Origin of the sequence: Lysinibacillus sphaericus (genome assembly GCF_006864135.1) — a bacterium.
Classification (GTDB): Bacteria; Bacillota; Bacilli; order Bacillales_A; family Planococcaceae; genus Lysinibacillus.
Map to the genome: position 1 here is coordinate 274873 of NZ_SADV01000002.1, position 21887 is coordinate 296759.

A 21887-nucleotide genomic window follows, 5' to 3' on the forward strand; every position below is an offset into this window, starting at 1 on the left:
TCTATATTTAAGGTCAAGTGTTGATTAGCTATTTTTATCCATTCTAATTATTTAGAAGGCTCTGATTTCCGCTACGGGCTACTCGCTTTCCTGCGGGAGTCGAGTAGCCCTCGCTACAATCAGTAAAAAATGGGGATATATTAGCAAGATAGCAACAAAAAAATTCTTCTATCAGCCAACAACAAACCTATATTTACCAATCAACATGCCTGATTTTAAAGTTATACCTTATTTAATTGACTCCATATCACTAACTACGACTCTTTCAGCATTTAATATGCTCAGCATCATAACTCGTAGGTAATTTTCGTTCCGACTGAGCGCTTTCCTGGGGCGTTAAGTAAGCAAATGTTTTAAATGTGCAAAAGCGAAGCGACAGCGGCACCGATGTTGGTCACGAAGGCGTTATCACAGGATGTGATGGTTTTCAGCCTTCGTTCCTCTATTGCTCATCCCCATGAAGTTGCCCAGTCTCCAATCAACTAATCCACATGACATCAGTTTTAACAAAATGTCATCCCAAACTTTGAGTGATGGAGCATTTTATATAGTTGACGGGTCTAAATCTACCGTCATTAATATACCCTGTTTAATCCATTCCGCTCGATACATCGCTAAAAGGCGCTGTAATACAGGAATGAGATTTGGTTCAATTTTATATTTTATCAAACATTGATAACGATATCTATTTTGGAGACGACTAATGCTTGCAGTTGTCGGTCCAATAATGGCTACCCGGTTTGATAAGTTTTCCCTTAGCCAATCCGCTGCACGTCCAGCATACTCTGCTGCCAGCATGACATCCTCATGAGATATTTGAACAAGTGCTACATAATAATACGGTGGATAACTAGAGCGGCGACGTAAAAACATTTCTCGTTCGTAAAATGGCTCATAATCTTGTATTTTGGCCAATTCAATTGCATAATGCTCAGGTGTATACGATTGAACAATAACCTCACCATGCTTTTCATGACGTCCAGCTCTACCACTAACCTGCGTTAATAATTGGAATGTACGCTCCGCTGCACGGTAGTCGGGTAAATGCAGAGATGTATCTGCACTAAGTACACCAACAAGCGTAATATTAGGGAAATCAAGACCTTTAGCAATCATTTGCGTCCCGAGCAAAATATCTGCCTGTCCTTCTCCAAATGACTGCAAAATTTCTTCATGTGCACCTTTTTGTTTCGTTGTATCCACATCCATTCGGAGAACCCTTGCCTCAGGAAATAGCTTATAAATTTCTTCCTCGACTTTTTGTGTTCCCGTACCAAAATAACGAATATGCTCACTCTGGCATTGGGGACATATTTGAGGAACACGCTCCTCATAACCACAATAATGACATTTTAATTTCTCGGTTGTTCGATGATACGTTAACGAGATGTCACAGTTCGGACATTGTACAACCGTTCCACAATCACGACAAAGCACAAAAGAAGAATAGCCACGACGATTTAAAAATAGCACCATCTGTTCTTTTTTCTCAAGCCGTACACGTATTGCATCAATAAGCTGCTCCGAAAACATAGAACGATTCCCTTTTTGAAGTTCTTCACGCATATCAGCAATATAAACAGTTGGTAACGCTTGATTCAAAGCACGTTGCTTTAAGGATAGCAAACTATATACACCTTTCTTTGCTCTCGCAAATGATTCAAGTGCAGGCGTTGCACTACCTAATATAACAGGACATTTGTAAAATTTACTTCGCCAAATCGCAACATCTCTAGCATGATAACGAGGTGAATCTTCTTGCTTGTAGGTTGATTCATGCTCTTCATCTAAAATAATGAGGCCTAAATTTGTAAAAGGTGCGAAAATGGCTGAACGAGCACCAACAACAACGCTTACTTTTCCTTGCTGAATTTTTCGCCATTCATCATACTTTTCACCGACAGATAATCCACTATGCATCACAGCCACCATCTCACCAAAACGACTACGAAAACGCTCTGTCATTTGTGGTGTTAATGATATTTCAGGTACTAACATAATGGCTTCCTTACCTTCATCTAACACCTTTTGTATCGCTTGCAAATATATTTCAGTTTTACCGCTTCCCGTGACGCCGTGTAGTAAAAAAGTTTGCGCCGTCTGTTCTTCCATCGAACTAGTAATAGCCTTAAGTGCAATGTGCTGCTCATTCGTCAACTGTAAAGATTGAGTACGGGAAACCTCCTTCGTAAAGGGGTCACGATATACCTCTTCTTGTATAAAATGAGCGGCCCCTTTGTCAATAACTGACTGCAAGACCGCGGAAGATGCACCTGTTTCCTCATAGATTTTCTGTGGCAAAAGGACCTCTCCAAGATGTCTGCCCATCCATTCAATCAGTTGGCGTTGTTTAGCTGCTCTCGCTGCACCTTCCATTGCTTTGTCTATATCTTGCTGATAATCGGATATTTTGACCATCCGTATTTCTTTCACATTGCCTTGCTGCTTCACAACATTTTCAATTTTTACAATTTTATTAGTCATAAGCTGTTTTAATAAAGGAAGTAATTGTGCACGCTCGAATTCTTTGAAATTAGCCTGTTGTCGCTTACCAAAAATAGCTTGAGCTTCATCTGGCAAAGCATCTTTCTCTTCTAATAGCGTTATGATTTTTTCATACTTCGCACGAAGCGCTGAAGGGAGCATGACCTGTAAGGCATCAATTTCATAACAAATCGTTTCGTTTTTCAACCATTTCGCCATTAACAACATTTCTTCGGTCAATACCGGCTCTATATCTAAAATTTGCGCAATAGACTTTAATTTATTAGATGGTACATCCGTTTCATTTTTTAATCCGACCACAAAGCCTAGAACATTTCTTGGCCCAAACGGTACTTTTACTCGACAACCCAGCTCGATAATATGTGCCCATTCTGCAGGCACTTCATAGTCAAATGGACGATCTACATGGTATGTCGAAACATCCACTATAACCTCTGCAATCAACCAACTCATCGCTTCTCACCCTGTAGTATATATGTCCAAAATGCTTGCGCAAACTGCGTGGCATTTGTCGTATCCCACAGTTGACCATTTACTTCTGCCGTGTCACTAAAATCAATCCACGTGTCAGACATAATTGTTAACATTGGCTCACCAATAACCTTTTGCCCAAAAGTTATTGCGGTCATGCCTTTTACGGATAGCATCGGCGCCCCTTCAATTGTAGGCGTATTTGCTGCATGGATAAAAAATGCAGATGGATATTGCTTTTTATAATCCTCAAGCTGCTCAAAAAGCTTATGCATGCTTCTTTCGTTCTCATCTATGAGGATTACATTTGCCCCAAGTGTTTTTGCCTCTTTTGCTATTGCCTGACCAATTCTACTATTCGACTGTGTACTAATTATATGGCGCTCGTCCATCGGAACATAAAACGCTCCAGCTGTAACTACAACCGTTTTACTAGCTAACGGCTTATGCTTCTCTGAAAAAAACGCTTGCACAATCGCCGTTATTTTTTCTGGCTCCTCTAAACGACCTTTACCAACATAGCCGCATGCTAAAAATCCTTCCGAAGGCTCAATAAATTGATAGCCATCAGATTGTAACTGCGCCAAATTTCGTTTTACCGCTGGATGGTCATACATATGTACATTCATCGCTGGTGCAAGCCATACAGGGGCAGTTGTTGCAAGCAAGGTCGTCGTTACCATATCGTCTGCAATTCCATTCGCCAGTTTCCCTATGACATTTGCAGTAGCTGGTGCAACTAAAATTAAATCTGCCCAATCCGCCAAATCAATATGGGCAATCACACTCGAATCCTTTTCATCAAAAGTATCGAAAAAAACATCATTTTTGGACATAACTTGAAAACTCAGCGGATTCACAAATTGTCTTGCTGATGCTGTCATGATAACCTTTACAGTTGCTCCTGCCTGAGATAGCTTACTAACTAAAGCGACAGCCTTATAAACTGCTATACCACCTGAAACACAAAGTAAAATATTTTTATTCATGCACAATCGTCCTTTCAAATGATAAGCTCCCAAAGGAACATTCCCCGGGAGCTCTCGACATTCTGTATAATCAAAAATCCACTGCAGACGATCAATTATGCCTCGGCATAATTGCGTCCGGAATCGGCTTTGTGCTTAGGCCTGCACATGCAGGTCAGTTAGCCGTTATCGCACGGATGCGATGATTTTAGGCTAGCATCCTTTATGAACTCATTTCCGATTCCGGGACACCCGCCGGAGGCTTTAGGCCAACACGATGTTGGTCACTCAGTCGTTGCCACAAGACGTGGTGTTCCTAGACTGAGTTCCTCTATTTCAGCTTGTGTTTGGACATCCGCTGAAAAGTAGCTTAAATCGGCATTCATCTCACCTATAGAGGTGGGAGACTTCTGTAGCTGACGCTTCGCTTTCGTTACAGGATATAAATGCTGAAAGAAGTTAACATTAATTTAGCAATTTGGCAAAAGCTCTCTTATCAATGTTAGATTTCGTCTTCGTACACAGTTGACTCATCCTGTGATACTTTCGTAAGTACACCTGCTGCTACTTCTTCAAGTGCTTTCCCTACGTACTTATGGGAAACGTATTTGTGTAAACGTTCAGTGTCTTGTTCCTCTTGCATTTGACGAGCACGTTTAGATGCTAGACTTACTAAAGAGTATTTTGAATCGATTTCTTTTTTTAATGTATCTACTGATGGGTATAACATAGGTTTATTCTCCTCTCAACATTGACAAATATCTTTTTTCAACACGTTCTCTACGACAATGCTCTGCTTTAATAATCGCATTTATACGATCACAAGCATTTGTCACTTCATCATTTTCAACTACATAATCATAAAGGCTCATCATTTCAAGCTCTTCACTTGCAGTTGCAATACGCTTCGCAATAACGTCTGCTGTTTCTGTCCCTCGACCAACTAAACGGTCTTTTAATTCCGTTAAGCTTGGTGGGGCTAAGAAAATAAATAATGCATCTGGTGCCTTTTTGCGGATTTGTGCAGCACCTTGCACTTCGATTTCTAAAAACACATCGCGTCCTGCATCAAGTGTTTCATTTACGTAGGCTAACGGTGTTCCGTAATAATTCCCTACAAATTCAGCATGCTCCAATAAGCCACCCTGTTCAATCAACGCTTCAAATTCTTCACGTGTCTTGAAAAAATAGTCTACACCATCTACTTCACCTTCGCGAGGATTTCGTGTTGTCATCGAGATGGAATACTCATAATTCGTATTCGGCTGAGAAAATAATTCTTTGCGCACTGTCCCTTTACCTACACCAGATGGGCCAGACAGAACAATTAATAATCCACGTTCTTTTATCATTTATTCTCTATATCTCCCTTAATTTATAACAGATACAGGCAAGCTATTCGATATTTTGAACTTGCTCACGCATCTTTTCTAAAATTGTTTTCGCCTGAACTACTGCAACGGCCGCCTCTGTTGATTGATTTTTGGAACCAATCGTATTGATCTCGCGGTGTATTTCCTGCATTAAAAAGTCTAATTTACGACCAACTGAAATCATTTCTTGTAATGTTTCTTCCAGCTGATTAAAGTGACTATCTAATCGGTCCAATTCTTCAGTGATGTCCACACGTTCTGCGAATATCGCTACTTCGGCAAGTAGGCGATCTTCTAACAACGCTCCATCCGCCACTTGAGAAATTCGTTCCGATAATCGTGTACGATATTTTTCTACAGCAAGAGATGCACATGAACGAATCTGGTTCACTTGTTCCATTAACTGTGCTTTATATTGTACAACAACATCATGTAATTCTTGCCCTTCACGCTCACGCATTTGAATGAGCTGTTCAAGTGCTTGTGAAATAGCCTTTTCAACAGCAAAGAGTAAATCCTCAGGTGTAAGCTGTGCCTTTTCCTGTACAAGCGCTTGTTCAAGCGATAATAGCTCTTGCATTGTCCATTTTTCTTCTAGTGGTACTTTACTTGCTAATTGCTCTTTTGCCTTACGATACGCTTCAATTAATGACCAATTAATTTCAATAGATTGCTCGACGTTCTCTAAATCCTTAACATAAACCATCACATCAATCTTGCCACGTGACAAAGCTTGCGAAATTAATTTCTTTGCAAAAATTTCTGCTTCAAGCCATTCTTTCGGGAATTTTGCATTGATTTCTAAAAATCGATGGTTGACCGAGCGCATTTCTACGGTTAATTGAAAGTCTGTTGTTATTGTGACACCTCTGCCAAAACCAGTCATACTACGCACCAAGGTTCGTCACACCTTTCTTTGCATACTGGCATTATTATAACATAAGCTCTGTCATTTATGATGTCTCTCCGTAAAAAATTAGATCAATTTCGCCTTAGCAAAATTGTAGCTGTCGCTACAGAAAACATTTGTTGCTGTGATAGGTCGTTGGACAACCAATAAATGAAAATAGAACAAAAGCTAATTCTACCACATTCGAAGCTATATTTTAATATTCACCTAAAAAATGCTATGATAAACATAAGAAAAAACTCATTAAAAAAGAAGGGATGACCTTTGTATTAAAATTCATGCCATGTCTAGAAGTTGATTGGCGTGGAGACTGGGCGGCTCCTTGTGAATCAGCAATAGAGGAACGAAGGCTAAAGCCATCACTTCCTTTGACATCTGTTGGCTCGAGACCCTGGAGCGAGCAGCGCGAGTGAAGCGACTCATCGGACTCCCCCAGGAAAGCGCAGCAATCAACCACACGTTATGCCGATGAGTCATAAATAAAGTGCATTTGTGCTCCAGCAAAGTGATGAGAATGCACCATAAAAAAATAATAAATACGAAAGTACCAAGATGCTTATATCTTTGGAAAGAGGAATTCAGATGGCATTTGATGGCTTATTTACTTATTCAATGACAGCCGACCTCCAACAATTAGTAACAGGTCGGATTACTAAAATACATCAACCAAACGCTCAGGAAGTTGTGCTACATATCCGCGCGAACGGCAGTAATCATAAATTACTTTATTCGATTCATCCTTCTTACGCACGTGTTCACCTTACTGAGCAATCTATAGAAAATCCAGCAGAGCCCCCTATGTTTTGCATGCTGTTGAGAAAGCATTTAGAGGGTGGTTTTATTTCTTCTATTAAACAGCACGATTTTGATCGAATTATAATAGTAGAAATTGAAAGTAAAAATGAAATAGGCGACCCTATTGTACGGGAGTTACATGCTGAAATTATGGGCCGTCACAGTAACCTGTTATTAATAGATAAAGAACAGGGAAAAATAGTCGACAGCTTAAAGCATTTGCCACCTTCCGTGAATAGTTTCCGTACAGTTTTACCTGGTCAGCCTTATATCGCACCGCCCGCACAGAATAAGTGGCACCCTTTAGCAGTAACCGACGAACAGCTTACACTGTTTTTCTCTGAACCAAAAACAGCTAAGGAAGTAGTTTCGCAATTTATTGGTTTCTCGCCTATACATGCTGAGGAATTATTATGCCGATTAACAGACACAGATGATCGTGTAAATTGCTTTAAACATTTTATTGCTTCCTTTAATAATGGCGGAACAAAGCCGATGTATGTAAACGTAAATAATAAAACGTACTTCTCACCAATCGCGCTAACACATTTGCAAGGAGATGTAACGATTTATCCAAATGTCCATGAGCTACTTGACCGTGTATTCTTTGCTCGAGCTGAGCGTGATCGTGTCAAACAGCAGGCTGGTGATTTGGAGCGATGGCTACAAAATGAAATTGACAAACTTATCTTAAAAACTAAAAAGTTGAATAAAGACTACGAACGCGCATCTAAGCTAGATCAGTTCCAATTATATGGAGAATTACTGATGGCAAATATTTACGCGTTCGAAAAAGGTGAAAAGGAAGTAACTGTCACTAACTATTATAGTGACACTGGAGATGAAGAAATCACCATTCCAGTGAGTGAACGTAAAACACCTGTTGAAAATGCTCAAAGCTATTACACAAAATATACAAAGGCAAAAAATGCCCTTATTATGGTTCAAGAACAGTTAGAAAAAACGAAAGAAGAAATTGCCTATTTCGAAATGCTTGCTCAGCAAGTACAACAAGCTGCTCCTGGAGATATTGAAGAAATTCGCGAAGAATTAGCAGAACAAGGTTATTTGAAATTACGTCATGCACGAAAAAAGAAAAAACAAGCGAAGCCTGAGCCTGAACGTTACGTCTCTTCAACAGGCGTAGCGATTTCTGTTGGGAAAAATAACAAACAAAATGACATGCTTACATTTAAAATTGCTAAACGCACGGATATTTGGTTGCATACGAAGGATATTCCAGGCTCACATGTTGTCATCCATACAAGTGAACCTGACGAAACGACATTACGAGAAGCTGCAACACTTGCTGCCTATTTTTCAAAAGCAAGAGACTCTTCCTCTGTTCCAGTAGATTACACAGAAATACGTCAGGTAAAAAAGCCAAATGGCGCTAAACCTGGGTTTGTTATTTACTTTGAACAAAAGACTGTATACATCGATCCAGATGAAGCTGTCATTTTACAACTAAAAAAACAGTCCTAAAGATTGAAGCTGGGACTAACTGGTTAAAACCTAAAAAGCGCGAGAAATCCATTTTAGAAATGTTGATTTCTCGCGCTTTACTAATGTTATTTTTTATTGTATCTTCCTAGCCTCTCAAACTGTAGACAAACTCTTGAATTATTAGATTTAATCGTAATTCAGTATGTTGTGGAGATACGACTCGTTATCTCTATGGTGAGCTTATCATAGAGATGAAAAGCTGCCTCGGCATAATTGATTCATTTAAGCAGAGCATTTCTTTCATCGAAAGCGTACGTGCAACGCTACCATAGTTAGGAGACTACCCTCATATACGGGCTAATAATCCTTCACACGCCTAAGAAAACGTTAGCCTTTAACGACCGTTAATCGCAACTTAACTGTTTATTTTCAGGAAGACTACCAATTAGTTATTGATATATGGTAAAATAGACCATGCAAAGATGCGCATTATATTTCTGCTCTTTAAGTTCTAGCTACATAACGGATAGTAACTTTATGTAGGAGCTTTCCTCCTAAGCAAGACAATTGAATTTCTCCATAAAACAACATCAAAAATAAACGTGTTTTTCCATTTATTGCATGCAAAATCCTACATTTATATAATTAATTCTATGCATTGTTTTTATACAGCATTGTATATTCAAGTAATGTGTAAATTATTTCAAAAAAACATATTTTACTAAATACCCGATATTTATTCTTTAAGAGAGGCACATTTTACTCTAATTTTTCTTTCTTCTCTTTTATACTGGTTAATCTTAGATAAATACAAAACAAGTTTCTTATATATCATTAATAGATAAAAATATTCATTCTTCGAGAAAATAAATTACAAAAAATACGTTTCTAGGAATCTAAATCACTCTTTTTTACAATTATTTTCTACAAATCTACACAAATATCTTAAATATCCCACGCATGACTTTAGACTCATTTTTCAAATAACAATAGTGTTATCTGAACAATAAGAATTTTCGATATAGTATGTTACTTTTTTATTTTTATTCCATTTTTGATGTATACACCAAATAAATATCATTTTTTTATCATGTAAGCGCTTTCTCGATTTAGAGTGGTGAATCAGAAAAAGTTATTATCTTCAAAAATGTCAGATAATACTATACAAATTGGAATATTTTTTATTTTGTACACAATGATTTTTTTGGTATATTAAATAAGAGCTTCATAGAAGGCTTAAAATTGTATAAGGGGGATTTACATGAATAAAAACAAAAAGTTTTTATTATTAACTGTCCTTGCAGTATTCTCATTAGTACTGGCTGCATGTGGCTTCGGTGGTGAAAAGTCTGATAATTCTTCATCTTCAGACGGCAGTAAAGATTCTGGTTCAAAAGCTAAAGAGCTTAACTTAGCAATTACTTCAGAACCACCATCTTTAAACCCAGGACTTGCAGAGGATACTACATCTAGTGCAATCTTAATTAATGTTTTTGAGGGTCTAACTGTGTCAGACGCTGAAGGTAAGCCTACTCCAGGTATGGCTGAAAAGTGGGAAATCAGTCCTGATAAAAAGACTTACACTTTCCATTTACGTGATGCAAAATGGTCAAATGGCGATACAGTTGTAGCTGGCGACTTCGAATATGCTTGGAAATGGGCATTAAATCCAGATAACCTTTCTGCGTATTCTTCTATTTTCTACCCAATTAAAGGGGCTCAAGCTTACCACCAAAATGGCGGTTCTGCTGATGACGTTGGTGTCAAAGCTGAAGATGACAAAACTTTAGTCGTAACTTTAGAAAACCCAACTCCGTATTTCCTAGAATTAACAGGATTCAAAACTTATTTACCAGTTAACAAAAAAGTGACTGAAGCTAATAAACAATGGTACGCAGACGCAGGTGAAAATTACGTAACAAATGGTCCTTATAAATTAAGCGATTGGCAACATGACGCTTCTATCACTCTTACAAAATTTGAAGATTATTGGGATGCTTCAAATGTTGATGTTGATACTGTAAATATTGCTATGATTGAAAAAGAACCAACTGTTGCTACTAACTTTAAATCTGGCTCGCTTGACTATATTGGTGCACCATTCCAAACAGTAGATCTTAATGCAATTGATGGCTTCAAAAAAGATGGTTCTTTAAGAATCAAGGACCAAGCAAGTATTTATTGGTATAAATTCAATACAAAAGACAAAATTATGAACAATGCAAATATCCGTAAAGCTCTTGCTCTAGCAATCGATCGTCAAAAATTAATTGACAACGTAACTAAAGGTGAACAAAAACCGGCTACAGGTATGATTCCGGTAGCAGTTCCTAACTTTACAGAAGACCGTGGTTACTTCAAAGATAATGATGTTGCTGCAGCAAAAGCTGCTCTTGAAGCAGGGATGAAAGAACTTGGTATTAAAGACGCTAAAGATATTAAAGTGAATATTTCATTCAACACTTCTGAAGCGCATGCAGCAATCGCTCAATATATTCAAGAAGAATGGAGCAAAAAACTTGGTATTTCATCTCAGTTAGATAACTCAGAATGGCAAGTTTATATTGACAAATTAAAAACTGGTGACTATCAAATTGGTCGTATGGGCTGGGTAGCTGATTATCTTGATCCATATACATTCCTTGAACAGTTCGATACAGCTAAAAATGGTAACAACCAAACAGGCTGGGAAAATGCTGAGTACAAAAAATTATTGGACAAAGCAGTTGCTGAGGTTGACGAAGCTAAACGTCTTGATTATTTAAAACAAGCCGAAGCAATTATTATGACAGAATTCCCAGTTGCACCTATTTACTACTACACTAACTTGTCAGTAGTTAAAAAAGGTATTGAAAACTTAGATCCAAATCCAACTGGTGATATTCACCTTAAATACGTAAAGATTAAATAATAATTTCTTTTAAGCTCTAAGCGGAGAGCTGCCTCGTAGCCACTGCGGCGCGAGTCAGCTCTTTTTAAAATACGAAGGCACTTATTTGTCAGAAAATTGACAAATAGAAGGAGGAGTTTTATGTGATTAAATATATTTTGAAAAGGCTGATGTATATACTTCTCGCGCTTTTCGTCATCGTAACGGCTACGTTTTTCCTATTGCGTCTTGCTCCTGGTAACCCATTTGCATCTGAACGTAATTTACCTCCTCAAATAGAGGCAAAGTTAAACGAAACGTATGGATTAAATAACCCTTGGTATATTCAGTACAAAGATTATTTAATCGATGCGGCCACTTTTAATTTCGGTGAATCTATGAAATATAAAGCGCGTTCTACAAATGATATGATTGCAGAAGGCTTCCCTGTATCATTAACTTTAGGAATTGAAGCGATGCTGCTAGCAATTGGATTTGGTGTATTAATCGGTGTAATTGCTGCGCTTTATCATAATAGGTGGCCAGATTATTTGGCAACGACCTTTGCGGTGCTCGGAATTTCCGTTCCATCTTTTATATTAGCTGGACTTATGCAGTATTTCCTTGCATACAAGCTCCAATTATTCCCAATAAGTGGATGGAAAGGCTTTGCTTATAGTATATTGCCAGCCTTAGCTATTGCATTATCGCATATGGGCTTTATTGCTAAACTAGTACGTTCAAGTATGCTCGATCAAAATAATAGTGATTACGTAAAAATGGCTCGTGCAAAAGGTATAGGTAAATGGACAATCGTCTTCCGCCATACTTTACGAAACGCCCTCTTACCAGTCGTTACTTATTTAGGTCCATTAACAGCTGCTGTTGTTACAGGTAGCTTCATTGTAGAGTCAATTTTTGCGGTTCCTGGATTAGGTAAGCACTTTGTGCAAAGTATTACGAACCGTGATTATACTGTTATTATGGGGACAACCGTGTTCTACGCAATCATTCTTTTATTTGCGGTATTCATCGTAGATATTTTATATAGCGTGATCGATCCGCGAATTAGACTGAAAGGAGCGAAAAAGTAATGACACAGCAACAAATCGAAAAAGATAAATTTAAAATTGTTGGCGGAAATCATGAAGCAACCGAAAAATTAACTGATAAATCTGTCTCTTTTTGGAAGGAAGTATTTATCCGTTTTTCCCATAATAAAATGGCCATTTTTGGCTTAATTGCTTTAATAATTATTGTTTTAATGGCTACCTTTGTACCAATGTTTTCACAATACCACTATAGCGATCAATTAGGTGCTTTTAATGCCCCACCATCATCAGAATTTTGGTTTGGTACAGATGATTTGGGTCGAGATATTTTCGTTCGCATATGGGCTGGCGCTCGTATTTCTTTATTCATCGGGTTTGCTGCGGCAATCATAGACTTGATCATTGGTGTATTATGGGGAAGTATTTCTGGTTTAGCAGGCGGTCGTGTTGACAATATTATGATGCGTATTGCCGATGTTTTAACAGCAGTACCTTACCTTTTAGTAGTAATCGTACTTTTAGTAGTATTAGAACAAGGTATTTTTCCAATGATTATTGCATTATCCATTACAGGTTGGATCAATATGGCCCGTATTGTACGTGGTGAAGTATTATCTATTAAAAATCAAGAGTATGTTTTAGCGGCTCGTACATTGGGCGCAAGAACAGGACATTTAATTATCAAACATTTAGTGCCAAATGCACTTGGTGCGATTTTAGTATCCATGACATTAACAGTGCCAACTGCTATTTTTACTGAGTCTTTCCTTAGTTATTTAGGACTTGGGGTTCCTGCCCCACAAGCCTCTTGGGGAACAATGGCATCTGATGGAAATGGCGCGATTGCCAATGCTCCTTGGCGTTTAATATTCCCTGCACTGTTCATTTCACTAACAATCTTTGCGTTTAACGCAGTTGGTGACGGCTTACGTGATGCATTAGATCCAAAACTACGTAAATAAGGAGGTGGCCGAATATGAGTAAAACCATTTTAGAAGTAAAAGATTTAAAAATAAACTTTAAAACGTATGCAGGACTAGTTCACGCTGTTCGTGGTGTAAACTTTGACTTAAAAGAAGGTGAAACACTAGCAATCGTTGGTGAATCCGGTTCTGGTAAGAGTGTTACGAGTAACGCATTAATGAAACTAATTCCACAGCCACCTGGTATTTATGAGTCAGGACAAATTTTATTTAACGGTCGTGATTTAGTGCCTTTAAGTGATAAGGAAATGTCAAAAATACGCGGAAATGAAATTGCAATGATTTTCCAAGATCCAATGACAAGCTTAAACCCGACGATGAAGGTCGGACGTCAAATAACTGAAGTTATTTTACAACATAAAAAAGTATCAAAAGCTGATGCTAAAAAACGTGCAATCGAGCTTTTAACACAGGTAGGTATCCCCTTCCCTGAAAAACGTTATAATCAATACCCGCATGAGTTTTCAGGCGGTATGCGTCAACGTGTTGTTATTGCTATCGCACTCGCAGCTGATCCTAAGCTTCTAATTGCCGATGAACCAACAACAGCTTTAGACGTTACCATTCAAGCGCAAATTTTAGAGCTAATGAAAGAAATTCAAAAAAATTCGAAAACATCGATCATTTTCATTACTCACGATTTAGGTGTCGTGGCAAACGTTGCTGACCGAGTTGCAGTTATGTATGCCGGACAAATCGTTGAATATGGTACTGTTAATGATATTTTCTATAACCCTAAGCATCCATATACATGGGGTCTACTTGGTTCAATGCCTGACTTAGATAACGATACGGATGAGCTATTACGCACAATTCCTGGTTCACCACCAGATCTTATTCACCCTCCAAAGGGCGATGCGTTTGCCGCTCGTAATGAATTTGCAATGGCTATTGACTATGAGCAAGAGCCACCGATGTTCCAAGTAAGTGAAACGCACTTTGCAAAAACTTGGTTGATGCATCCTGATGCACCAAAAATTCCGCTTCCAGATGAGGTTGCTAAACGTATTGAAGGATATTTAGCAAAGGAGGCACAATCAAATGACTAAATCAGGCGCAAAAAAAGTTCTTGAAATTAAAAATTTAAAGCAGCATTTCGGTTCAGCAAGTAACCCTATTAAAGCAGTTGACGGTATTAGCTTCGATGTCTACGAAGGTGAAACACTCGGTCTTGTAGGAGAATCAGGCTGTGGTAAATCAACAACTGGGCGTTCCATTATTCGCCTGTACGACATTACAGATGGGGAAATTATTTTCGATGGCGAGAACGTCCATGGGAAAAAAAACAAAAATGAATTAAAGAAATTTAATCGTCAAATGCAAATGATTTTCCAAGATCCATACGCTTCATTAAACCCGCGTATGACAGCTGGAGAAATCATTAGTGAAGGCTTTAAAATTCACGGTCTTTACAAAGATAAAAAAGAGCGCCGTGAAAAAGTAAATCAACTGTTAGAGGCTGTTGGCTTAAACAAAGAGCACGCAAACCGTTATGCTCATGAATTCTCTGGAGGTCAACGTCAACGTATTGGAATTGCTCGTGCGCTAAGCTTAGATCCTAAGTTTATTATCGCCGATGAACCTATTTCTGCACTTGATGTTTCGATTCAAGCGCAAGTTGTAAACTTATTAAAACAACTGCAAAAAGAACGTGGCTTAACATATCTTTTCATTGCCCATGACTTATCAATGGTTAAGTATATCAGTGACCGTATCGCTGTTATGTACCGTGGTAAAATCATGGAAATCGGTAAAGCAGATGATATATACAATCACCCTGTTCATCCGTATACAAAATCATTATTATCTGCGATCCCACTTCCTGACCCAATGTCAGAAAAACGCCGACAACGTATTCCGTACAAGCATACAGAGGTTGACGATAGCGCAACATACCACGAAGTTGGCGATCAGCATTACGTTTATGGTACTGCAGACCTTATGAAAACTTGGATTGCTAATCGATAAAAACTTATAAATCCATCCATTATTTATTACTGGATGGATTTTCATCTTTTTTTATTCGCCATTCATGTAAATGAAAATTTAACACCTTTAAAAGTGAATTTATTACTTTTAAAGGTGCTTTATTTTCTTCTATAACAAATCCAGCTTATCTATTACCTTCTTGATTTTGGATTTAAAGCATCTTTTAATCCTTCTCCAATAAAGTTGATAGACAAAATAACTAGAGTAATAGCCGTTGCAGGTGGTACCCACATCCAAAGCTTATCCTTTAGTACATCTGAGTTTCTAGCCTCAAATAGCATATTGCCCCAGCTAGGTGTATCAGCCGGAACCCCAAGGCCTAAAAAACTTAAACTAGATTCTGCAACAATTGTTACCGCCATCAATAATGTTGCCTGTACAATAATCGTCGATGCAACGTTAGGCAATAAGTGCTTAATGATTATTTTTGATGGTTTACAGCCAATTGACTGAGCAGCTAATATATACTCATTTTCCTTTTCAGTTAAAACCCTACTTCGTACTATCCTTGCAACGCTTCCCCACATTAAAAGTGAAATAACAATTATTAATGTCCATAGACCAGATATTTTTCCTGAAAGTATAGTATTTAAAACAATACAGAAAACTAAAAATGGAAACATTAATACAAAGTCAGTAAATCGCATTAACGTTTGATCTATTTTTCCTCCAAAATACCCTGAAATAGCGCCAACAGCTGTTCCGATCATTACAATAAAAATCATACAGCCTAATCCAACTGTTAAAGATGATCTACCAGCGTAGAGCATTCTAGTAAAAACATCTCGTCCATTCGTATCTGTTCCTAACCAATGCTCGCTTGATGGAGGTAGACTAATTTTCATAAAGTCGACACGTACAATATCTTTTGTTGTAATATAAGGAGCTAAAAACGATACAACAATAACTATTAGTAAAAAAATTAGACTAATCATCGCTAATTTATTTTTAACAAACTTTCGTCTCGCTATCACCCATGGCGAGGGGCTTTTTTTCGGTGTCTTTGGCGATAAAACTTCTTGATCAGTTACCAATGTCATATTTTCCCCTCCTTAATCTAGTCTAATACGCGGATCTACCACACCATATAATATATCCGCTACTAAATTTCCAAAAAGTGTTAAAAACGAAAGTAACATTGTTATCGACATCATGACCGCATAATCTCTACGTCCAACAGATTCTAAGAAGAGTGCGCCTATTCCCGGATAAGTAAAGATGGTTTCTGTTATTACCGCACCACTAATTAATGTGGCAATATCAAAACCTAGATACGTAATTATTGGAATAATAGAATTCCGTAAAATATGTTTGTTATATATTTTCGACTCTTTTGTTCCCTTTGCTCTCGCTGTTCTTACAAAATCCTTCCTACTATTTTCAATAATGTCATTTCGTAGAAATTGTGTATAGGACGCCGTTCCCATTAATCCTAAAATAAGTGCAGGTAACAAAACATGGTGCATCCTACTCATGTAGTACGCCCAAGTTCCTTCCCCTATGCCTACACCTACGGAACCACTGAAAGGAAACCATCCTAGCTTAAAGGAAAAGAAATAAATAGCAACAATCCCTGCAACAAATGATGGAATGGCTAAAGCTAAATAATTATAAGTTGCAATTAAATTATCTCCGAGTGTATAAGGTTTTCTTCCTGCATACATTCCCATAAGAAATGCAAAAAAGTACGTAAAAACTAATGATGTTAACGCTAAAAATATTGTATTTGGTATTCGCTGAGCAATAATCTCTGCAGCCGGTTTTTTATAAACTGTAGATTTCCCGAAATCCCCTTGTATAAATTTACTGACCCATCTACCATATTGCACGATAATCGGGTCATTATAGCCTAATTTTTCTCTCATTTCTTCAATGTATTGTGGATTCGTATTAGAAGGATTGATTTCACCAGCAAATGGATCTCCTGGCATCATTTTCGCTAAAAAGAACACCACCACAGAAATAAGGAGTAACAATGGAATCATGCCGAGAAATCTTCGAAGTGTGTATTGAAGCATGTGACGTCTCCTTATCTAGAAATTTACTAACTAGGCCCAATTCATGAAGTAGGCCTAGTTAGTAGGCTTAACAGTTTACAATTTATTCCTTAACATACCATTTATAGACATCTGTTTGGAAACCAACAGCGTTAATATGAACACCTTGTAGTCGATTATTAATGCCATATAAATCTAAGGCTTCCCATAATGGTAGGGCTGGTAATTCTTCATTGAAGTATTTTTGCCATTCCACATAAGTTTGCTTACGCTTATCTTTGTCAAATGCTTCTTCACTTAAGCCTTTATCTAATAATTTTTGGTTCTTAGCATCTATATAGCGACCGAAGTTCCATTCTGCATCGTTCCCCCATAATCCAGATGGGTCAGGATCTGCACCTGTACTCCAAGTACCGAAGAATGCTTCTAATGCAGCATCATCATTTTTTTTCATATCATTATATAAGTTAAACTCGATTAAAGTACCAGTTGCTTGTTCTGTTTTCACTCCGATATCATTCCAAGCTTGAATAATCGCTTGAGAGCGACCCTCAAAGGCAGCAGGACCAGCATAGTGACCAAATAAAATTTTAAATGGCTTCCCTTTAGGATCTTCTACAAAGCCATCACCATTAATATCTACATAACCTGCAGACTTAAGAAGCTCTTTAGCCTTTTCTGAATTGTATGCATATTGATTTAAGTCAGATTCCTCTGCAGCAGTCCAGAAAGCACTTGGAATCACAGTATTTGCAACTATAGCTTTTCCTTCTAAGAAAGCATCGATCATTGCTGGACGGTTAATTGCGTATAATAGTGCTTGGCGCAATTCTTTTGATTTAAACTTATCAAAATCTGCTACATTTTTAAGAGTAGCTTTATCACGATGACCAAAACGAAGACCGATATATGAGTAACTTACACCATTCGTTTCTTCAATACGTACATTTTTCAATGCTGACAATTCTTTCACAGCTTGTGGTCTAATATCCATAATGTCAATTTCTCCGTTTTGGAACGCACCAGCTGCCAATGATGGGTCAATTACTTTTACAATCACCCCATCAAGCTGCGGCTTGCCCTTCCAGTAATCATCAAAACGCTCTAATTCAGAATATTCACCGTCTACAACCTTTTTCACTTTAAACGGCCCTACGCCAACAGGATTTTCACGAACTTGTTTCGACTCGCTTAAATCTTTAACAGCAATACCTTCATAATGTTTCTTTGGCATTGGATAAGACCAAAGATTTTCTAAATTATTAACTTTCACTTTGTCAAAAGTAATTTTCACAGTATATGGATCAACGACTTCGATCCCTTCGATTTTGTCAGCTTTCCCTGCTTTTTTTGCTTTTGCCCCTTTAATATTTTCAACATAATTGAATCGTGGGCCATCGTAATCCTTATTAGCTATTGTCTCTAATGCAAATACCCAGTCATCAACTGTTAACTCCTCACCATTGTGCCATTTTACACCTTTCTTAAAGGTGAACGTATAAGTTAATTTATCCTCACTAATTTCCCAAGTTGCTAAATTAGGAACATATTCTAAGTTATCATTTACATCATAAATACCATCCATTATGAAATTTTGAATATAACTATCTACAATACTTCCATTAAATGCTGGGTCAAATACACCTTCAGGCGCTTGGTCAGTACCGAAAGTTACAACCTTATTTTTTGCTGTCTCACTAGTCTTTGTGGAATCACCTTTATCTTTTTCCTTATCTTTGTCAGTTGTCGAGTTATCGCTATTACACGCTGCTAAAAACAAAGCTGTTACTAGCATTAGCATGAAAGCCCATAATGCTGATTTTTTCATTGTTTATCCCCCCGTGAATTTTATTTTGAAAATAATTAACACACGATTTTCTTATTATTTTTTAATACAAATGGCATGCAACTCTATGCCCTCGCTTCACCTCCTTTAAGGTTGGTTTAGATAATGAACACTCTGCCATTACCTTTGGACAACGTGGATGGAAGGGGCACCCCTGAGGAGGATTAGCCGGACTAGGGATATCCCCCTCTAATACGATACGGCTACTCTTTTTCCTTGGATCAGGTACCGGAATGGCAGAGATTAACGCTTGTGTATACGGATGAAGTGGTTCATCATAAATATGTTCTTTATCTGCAATTTCCACAATGTTTCCTAAATACATCACACCGATTCGATCACTCATATGTTTTACAACACTTAAATCATGAGCAATAAATAAAAATGTTAAGTCAAACTCATCCTGTAACTCTTTTAGCAAATTAAGCACCTGAGATTGCACAGAGACATCTAATGCTGAAACTGGTTCATCCGCTATAATTAGTTTTGGTTTAAGTGCAAGTGCTCTAGCAATACCAATCCGTTGACGCTGTCCTCCCGAAAATTCATGTGCATATTTGTAATATGCATCTTCGGGTAAACCAACTTTTTGTAAAAGCTCCATCACTTCATTTTTTAATGATTTAAGTGGTTTTTTATGATAATTCATAATTGGTTCAGCTATGATACTACCTACCATTTGCATAGGATTTAATGATGCATATGGATCTTGAAACACCATTTGGATATCTTTCCTTATTTCTCTTAATAATTTCCCTTGCAATGTTGTAATATCATGACCATTAAAAATAATTTTTCCTTCGGTTGCGTCTAACAATCTTAAAATCGTACGACCTGTTGTTGACTTTCCACAGCCAGATTCGCCTACTAACCCTAATGTTTCACCATTTTTTATTGAAAAAGAAATATTATCAACTGCTTTAACATGTCCAATCGTATGTTTGAATAATCCACCTTTAATCGGGTAATAGGTTTTTAAATTAATTAGCTCCAATAAATTTTCTTTATTATTTGTAGTTTGATTCATATTGTCTGCCCACACCCTTTCTAGAATTACAGCCTTCAAAAAGTAAACAAGAGACTTCATGATTATCATCTACGAAAGTAAGTTGTGGCGTAACATTACTACATTCAAACATCGCCGATGGACATCTATCAACAAAACGGCAGCCTACTTGAGGCATATTTTTTAAAGATGGTACAATGCCTTTAATAGTAGCTAACTCATTTACTTCTGTATCTATTCTCGGAATCGATGCCATTAAGAGTTTGGTATATGGGTGTTTGGGATTGTAAAACAAGTTATCAACAGTTGTCCGTTCTACGATCTTTCCAGCATACATAATAATTACTTCATCACATATTTCCGCAACTACACCTAAATCGTGAGTAATCAGTACAATAGACATGTTATTTTTACCCTGAATACTTTTCAATAAATCTAGTATTTGGGCCTGCACTGTTACATCAAGTGCAGTAGTTGGTTCATCCGCTATTAAAAGTCTAGGCTGACAAGCAATAGCGATAGCGATCATTACTCTTTGCCTCATACCACCAGACAATTGATGAGGGTATTCATTCACAATTTTTTCAGCTCTTGGAATGCCAACCTGTTTTAATAAACCAATCGCCTTACTTCTAGCCTCAACCTTAGACATTTTACTATGATTAAGCATAATCTCTTCAATTTGTGAGCCTATAGTAAAAACAGGATTTAAGGATGTCATAGGTTCCTGGAAAATCATACTAATATCATTTCCTCTAATTTTATTCATCTCGTCGTTCGAATAATTCTCTATGTTTTTCCCGTGGAATCTTATTTCACCTCCCGTGATTTTACCAACTCCTTTTGGAAGTAATTGCATAATAGAAAGAGACATTACACTTTTTCCACAGCCTGATTCACCAACTACTCCAACGATCTGACCAGATTTAACTGAAAATGAAACATCATCAACAGCATGATATAGCTCCCCGTCTATATCAAAACCAGCTTTAAGGTTTTTCACTTCTAACATTAAGCTCATTTTTACATCACACCTTTTAAGAGTTTTTACTTAACTACTGTTGCAATGTAGTAAGTTAGATGCCGCGTGTTAAGTACTATCCTTTTTACATAAAAATTCCTTTTAAAAATTCATCGACTTTGTGCTTAGGCCTGTATGAGTGCGATACGATGCCGATCCTTTCGGTAATACCACAGCGACTTCTGAGCTGACGCTTTGCTTTCGCTACAGAAAACAATTGCTAAAAGGCGTTGAATTAATAGCCCGAAAAAATCAGATAAACTTATTTCAAAATCATTTCAATATAAAAATCATCAAAATAAAAGAATATCAATCTCTTCTTTGTAAAGAATTTTAAGATAAGTCCCAAATGAAATAATATTCTGATAATTAAGTGTAATATCATTTTAGCTAGAAATAACATGTTTAATCAAGTGAATTTTTACATTCCTTATATTCTTATATACAAATTAATCCATACAACTATTCCAATTTCACTCAATAAATTTGTATTTTTCTTCAATGAGTATTTTGTTGACTTCCCACTTTATCGGTTTAAAGCATTACTTTTTTATTATTACAATATAGCAAATATTCATTTATCCCTTGTACTTTTCCTCATAAATCCTACATTTATTCGGATTCTGTTTTTAGATGAATTTTAGCTGATTACCATA

Annotated in this window: 16 protein-coding genes; 6 read left to right on the top strand and 10 right to left on the bottom strand. The window is 37.3% G+C overall.

Annotated features, from left to right (window positions below; all coding sequences use genetic code 11):
• Positions 1–543: 543 nt before the first annotated feature.
• From priA to C7Y47_RS03640, 5 genes are all read right to left on the bottom strand, one after another.
• Positions 544–2958, bottom strand: coding sequence for a primosomal protein N' (priA, locus tag C7Y47_RS03620; protein ID WP_142507507.1), 2415 nt, complete (start codon positions 2956–2958; stop codon positions 544–546).
• Positions 2955–3965 carry a bifunctional phosphopantothenoylcysteine decarboxylase/phosphopantothenate--cysteine ligase CoaBC gene (gene coaBC, locus C7Y47_RS03625; protein WP_142507508.1) on the bottom strand — a complete coding sequence of 337 codons (1011 nt, stop codon included), beginning with the start codon at positions 3963–3965 and terminating at the stop codon, positions 2955–2957. Before coaBC ends, priA begins: the two co-directional genes overlap by 4 nt.
• Before the next feature lie 481 nt (positions 3966–4446).
• Complete coding sequence (gene rpoZ / locus C7Y47_RS03630) at positions 4447–4674, bottom strand: DNA-directed RNA polymerase subunit omega (protein ID WP_053483349.1); 228 nt, start codon at positions 4672–4674, stop codon at positions 4447–4449.
• A 4-nt stretch (positions 4675–4678) separates the two neighbouring features.
• Positions 4679–5296, bottom strand: coding sequence for a guanylate kinase (gmk, locus tag C7Y47_RS03635; RefSeq protein ID WP_132357484.1), 618 nt, complete (start codon positions 5294–5296; stop codon positions 4679–4681).
• Between the two features lie 43 nt (positions 5297–5339).
• Positions 5340–6215, bottom strand: coding sequence for a YicC/YloC family endoribonuclease (locus C7Y47_RS03640; protein WP_142507509.1), 876 nt, complete (start codon positions 6213–6215; stop codon positions 5340–5342).
• Between the two features lie 594 nt (positions 6216–6809).
• On the opposite strand from C7Y47_RS03640, the gene C7Y47_RS03645 reads away from it, so the two are divergent.
• The 6 genes from C7Y47_RS03645 to C7Y47_RS03670 all read left to right on the top strand — a co-directional run bounded on the left by C7Y47_RS03645 (position 6810) and on the right by C7Y47_RS03670 (position 15340).
• Positions 6810–8507 (top strand): Rqc2 family fibronectin-binding protein, encoded by a 1698-nt coding sequence (locus C7Y47_RS03645; protein ID WP_142507510.1) that lies wholly within the window; start codon positions 6810–6812, stop codon positions 8505–8507.
• A gap of 1222 nt (positions 8508–9729) precedes the next feature.
• Positions 9730–11379 carry a peptide ABC transporter substrate-binding protein gene (locus C7Y47_RS03650; protein WP_142507511.1) on the top strand — a complete coding sequence of 550 codons (1650 nt, stop codon included), beginning with the start codon at positions 9730–9732 and terminating at the stop codon, positions 11377–11379.
• Between the two features lie 122 nt (positions 11380–11501).
• On the top strand, positions 11502–12431 hold the full coding sequence (locus C7Y47_RS03655) for an ABC transporter permease (protein WP_132357488.1): 930 nt from the start codon (positions 11502–11504) through the stop codon (positions 12429–12431).
• Positions 12431–13351 carry an ABC transporter permease gene (locus tag C7Y47_RS03660; RefSeq protein WP_142507512.1) on the top strand — a complete coding sequence of 307 codons (921 nt, stop codon included), beginning with the start codon at positions 12431–12433 and terminating at the stop codon, positions 13349–13351. The genes C7Y47_RS03655 and C7Y47_RS03660 overlap by 1 nt, the downstream gene beginning before the upstream one ends.
• A 14-nt stretch (positions 13352–13365) precedes the next feature.
• Positions 13366–14421, top strand: a complete 1056-nt coding sequence (locus C7Y47_RS03665) for an ABC transporter ATP-binding protein (RefSeq protein ID WP_142507513.1) — start codon at positions 13366–13368, stop codon at positions 14419–14421.
• A complete protein-coding gene (locus C7Y47_RS03670) occupies positions 14414–15340 on the top strand; it encodes an ABC transporter ATP-binding protein (RefSeq protein WP_142507514.1) in 927 nt (308 codons plus the stop codon). The genes C7Y47_RS03665 and C7Y47_RS03670 overlap by 8 nt, the downstream gene beginning before the upstream one ends.
• Before the next feature lie 152 nt (positions 15341–15492).
• On the opposite strand, the gene opp4C is transcribed toward C7Y47_RS03670, so the two are convergent.
• The 5 genes from opp4C to C7Y47_RS03695 all read right to left on the bottom strand — a co-directional run bounded on the left by opp4C (position 15493) and on the right by C7Y47_RS03695 (position 21231).
• Positions 15493–16401 carry an oligopeptide ABC transporter permease gene (gene opp4C / locus C7Y47_RS03675; protein ID WP_142507515.1) on the bottom strand — a complete coding sequence of 303 codons (909 nt, stop codon included), beginning with the start codon at positions 16399–16401 and terminating at the stop codon, positions 15493–15495.
• Positions 16402–16413: 12 nt separating this feature from the next.
• On the bottom strand, positions 16414–17379 hold the full coding sequence (opp4B, locus tag C7Y47_RS03680; RefSeq protein WP_142507516.1) for an oligopeptide ABC transporter permease: 966 nt from the start codon (positions 17377–17379) through the stop codon (positions 16414–16416).
• An 82-nt stretch (positions 17380–17461) separates the two neighbouring features.
• A complete protein-coding gene (gene opp4A, locus C7Y47_RS03685; protein WP_142507517.1) occupies positions 17462–19186 on the bottom strand; it encodes an oligopeptide ABC transporter substrate-binding protein in 1725 nt (574 codons plus the stop codon).
• 61 nt (positions 19187–19247) lie between these two features.
• Positions 19248–20231: an ABC transporter ATP-binding protein gene (locus C7Y47_RS03690; RefSeq protein ID WP_142507518.1), complete on the bottom strand. Its 984-nt coding sequence runs from the start codon at positions 20229–20231 to the stop codon at positions 19248–19250.
• Positions 20212–21231 (bottom strand): ABC transporter ATP-binding protein, encoded by a 1020-nt coding sequence (locus C7Y47_RS03695; RefSeq protein WP_142507519.1) that lies wholly within the window; start codon positions 21229–21231, stop codon positions 20212–20214. The genes C7Y47_RS03690 and C7Y47_RS03695 overlap by 20 nt, the downstream gene beginning before the upstream one ends.
• Between the last annotated feature and the right edge of the window lie 656 nt (positions 21232–21887).

What these genes read in the sequence shown, in the direction of transcription:
- priA (WP_142507507.1), bottom strand. Translation starts at nt 2,958, where the DNA reads ATGAGTTGGTTGATTGCAGAGGTTATAGTGGATGTTTCGACATACCAT.
- coaBC (WP_142507508.1), bottom strand. Translation starts at nt 3,965, where the DNA reads ATGAATAAAAATATTTTACTTTGTGTTTCAGGTGGTATAGCAGTTTAT.
- rpoZ (WP_053483349.1), bottom strand. Translation starts at nt 4,674, where the DNA reads ATGTTATACCCATCAGTAGATACATTAAAAAAAGAAATCGATTCAAAA.
- gmk (WP_132357484.1), bottom strand. Translation starts at nt 5,296, where the DNA reads ATGATAAAAGAACGTGGATTATTAATTGTTCTGTCTGGCCCATCTGGT.
- C7Y47_RS03645 (WP_142507510.1), top strand. Translation starts at nt 6,810, where the DNA reads ATGGCATTTGATGGCTTATTTACTTATTCAATGACAGCCGACCTCCAA.
- C7Y47_RS03650 (WP_142507511.1), top strand. Translation starts at nt 9,730, where the DNA reads ATGAATAAAAACAAAAAGTTTTTATTATTAACTGTCCTTGCAGTATTC.
- C7Y47_RS03660 (WP_142507512.1), top strand. Translation starts at nt 12,431, where the DNA reads ATGACACAGCAACAAATCGAAAAAGATAAATTTAAAATTGTTGGCGGA.
- C7Y47_RS03665 (WP_142507513.1), top strand. Translation starts at nt 13,366, where the DNA reads ATGAGTAAAACCATTTTAGAAGTAAAAGATTTAAAAATAAACTTTAAA.
- C7Y47_RS03670 (WP_142507514.1), top strand. Translation starts at nt 14,414, where the DNA reads ATGACTAAATCAGGCGCAAAAAAAGTTCTTGAAATTAAAAATTTAAAG.
- opp4C (WP_142507515.1), bottom strand. Translation starts at nt 16,401, where the DNA reads ATGACATTGGTAACTGATCAAGAAGTTTTATCGCCAAAGACACCGAAA.
- opp4B (WP_142507516.1), bottom strand. Translation starts at nt 17,379, where the DNA reads ATGCTTCAATACACACTTCGAAGATTTCTCGGCATGATTCCATTGTTA.
- opp4A (WP_142507517.1), bottom strand. Translation starts at nt 19,186, where the DNA reads ATGAAAAAATCAGCATTATGGGCTTTCATGCTAATGCTAGTAACAGCT.
- C7Y47_RS03690 (WP_142507518.1), bottom strand. Translation starts at nt 20,231, where the DNA reads ATGAATCAAACTACAAATAATAAAGAAAATTTATTGGAGCTAATTAAT.
- C7Y47_RS03695 (WP_142507519.1), bottom strand. Translation starts at nt 21,231, where the DNA reads ATGAGCTTAATGTTAGAAGTGAAAAACCTTAAAGCTGGTTTTGATATA.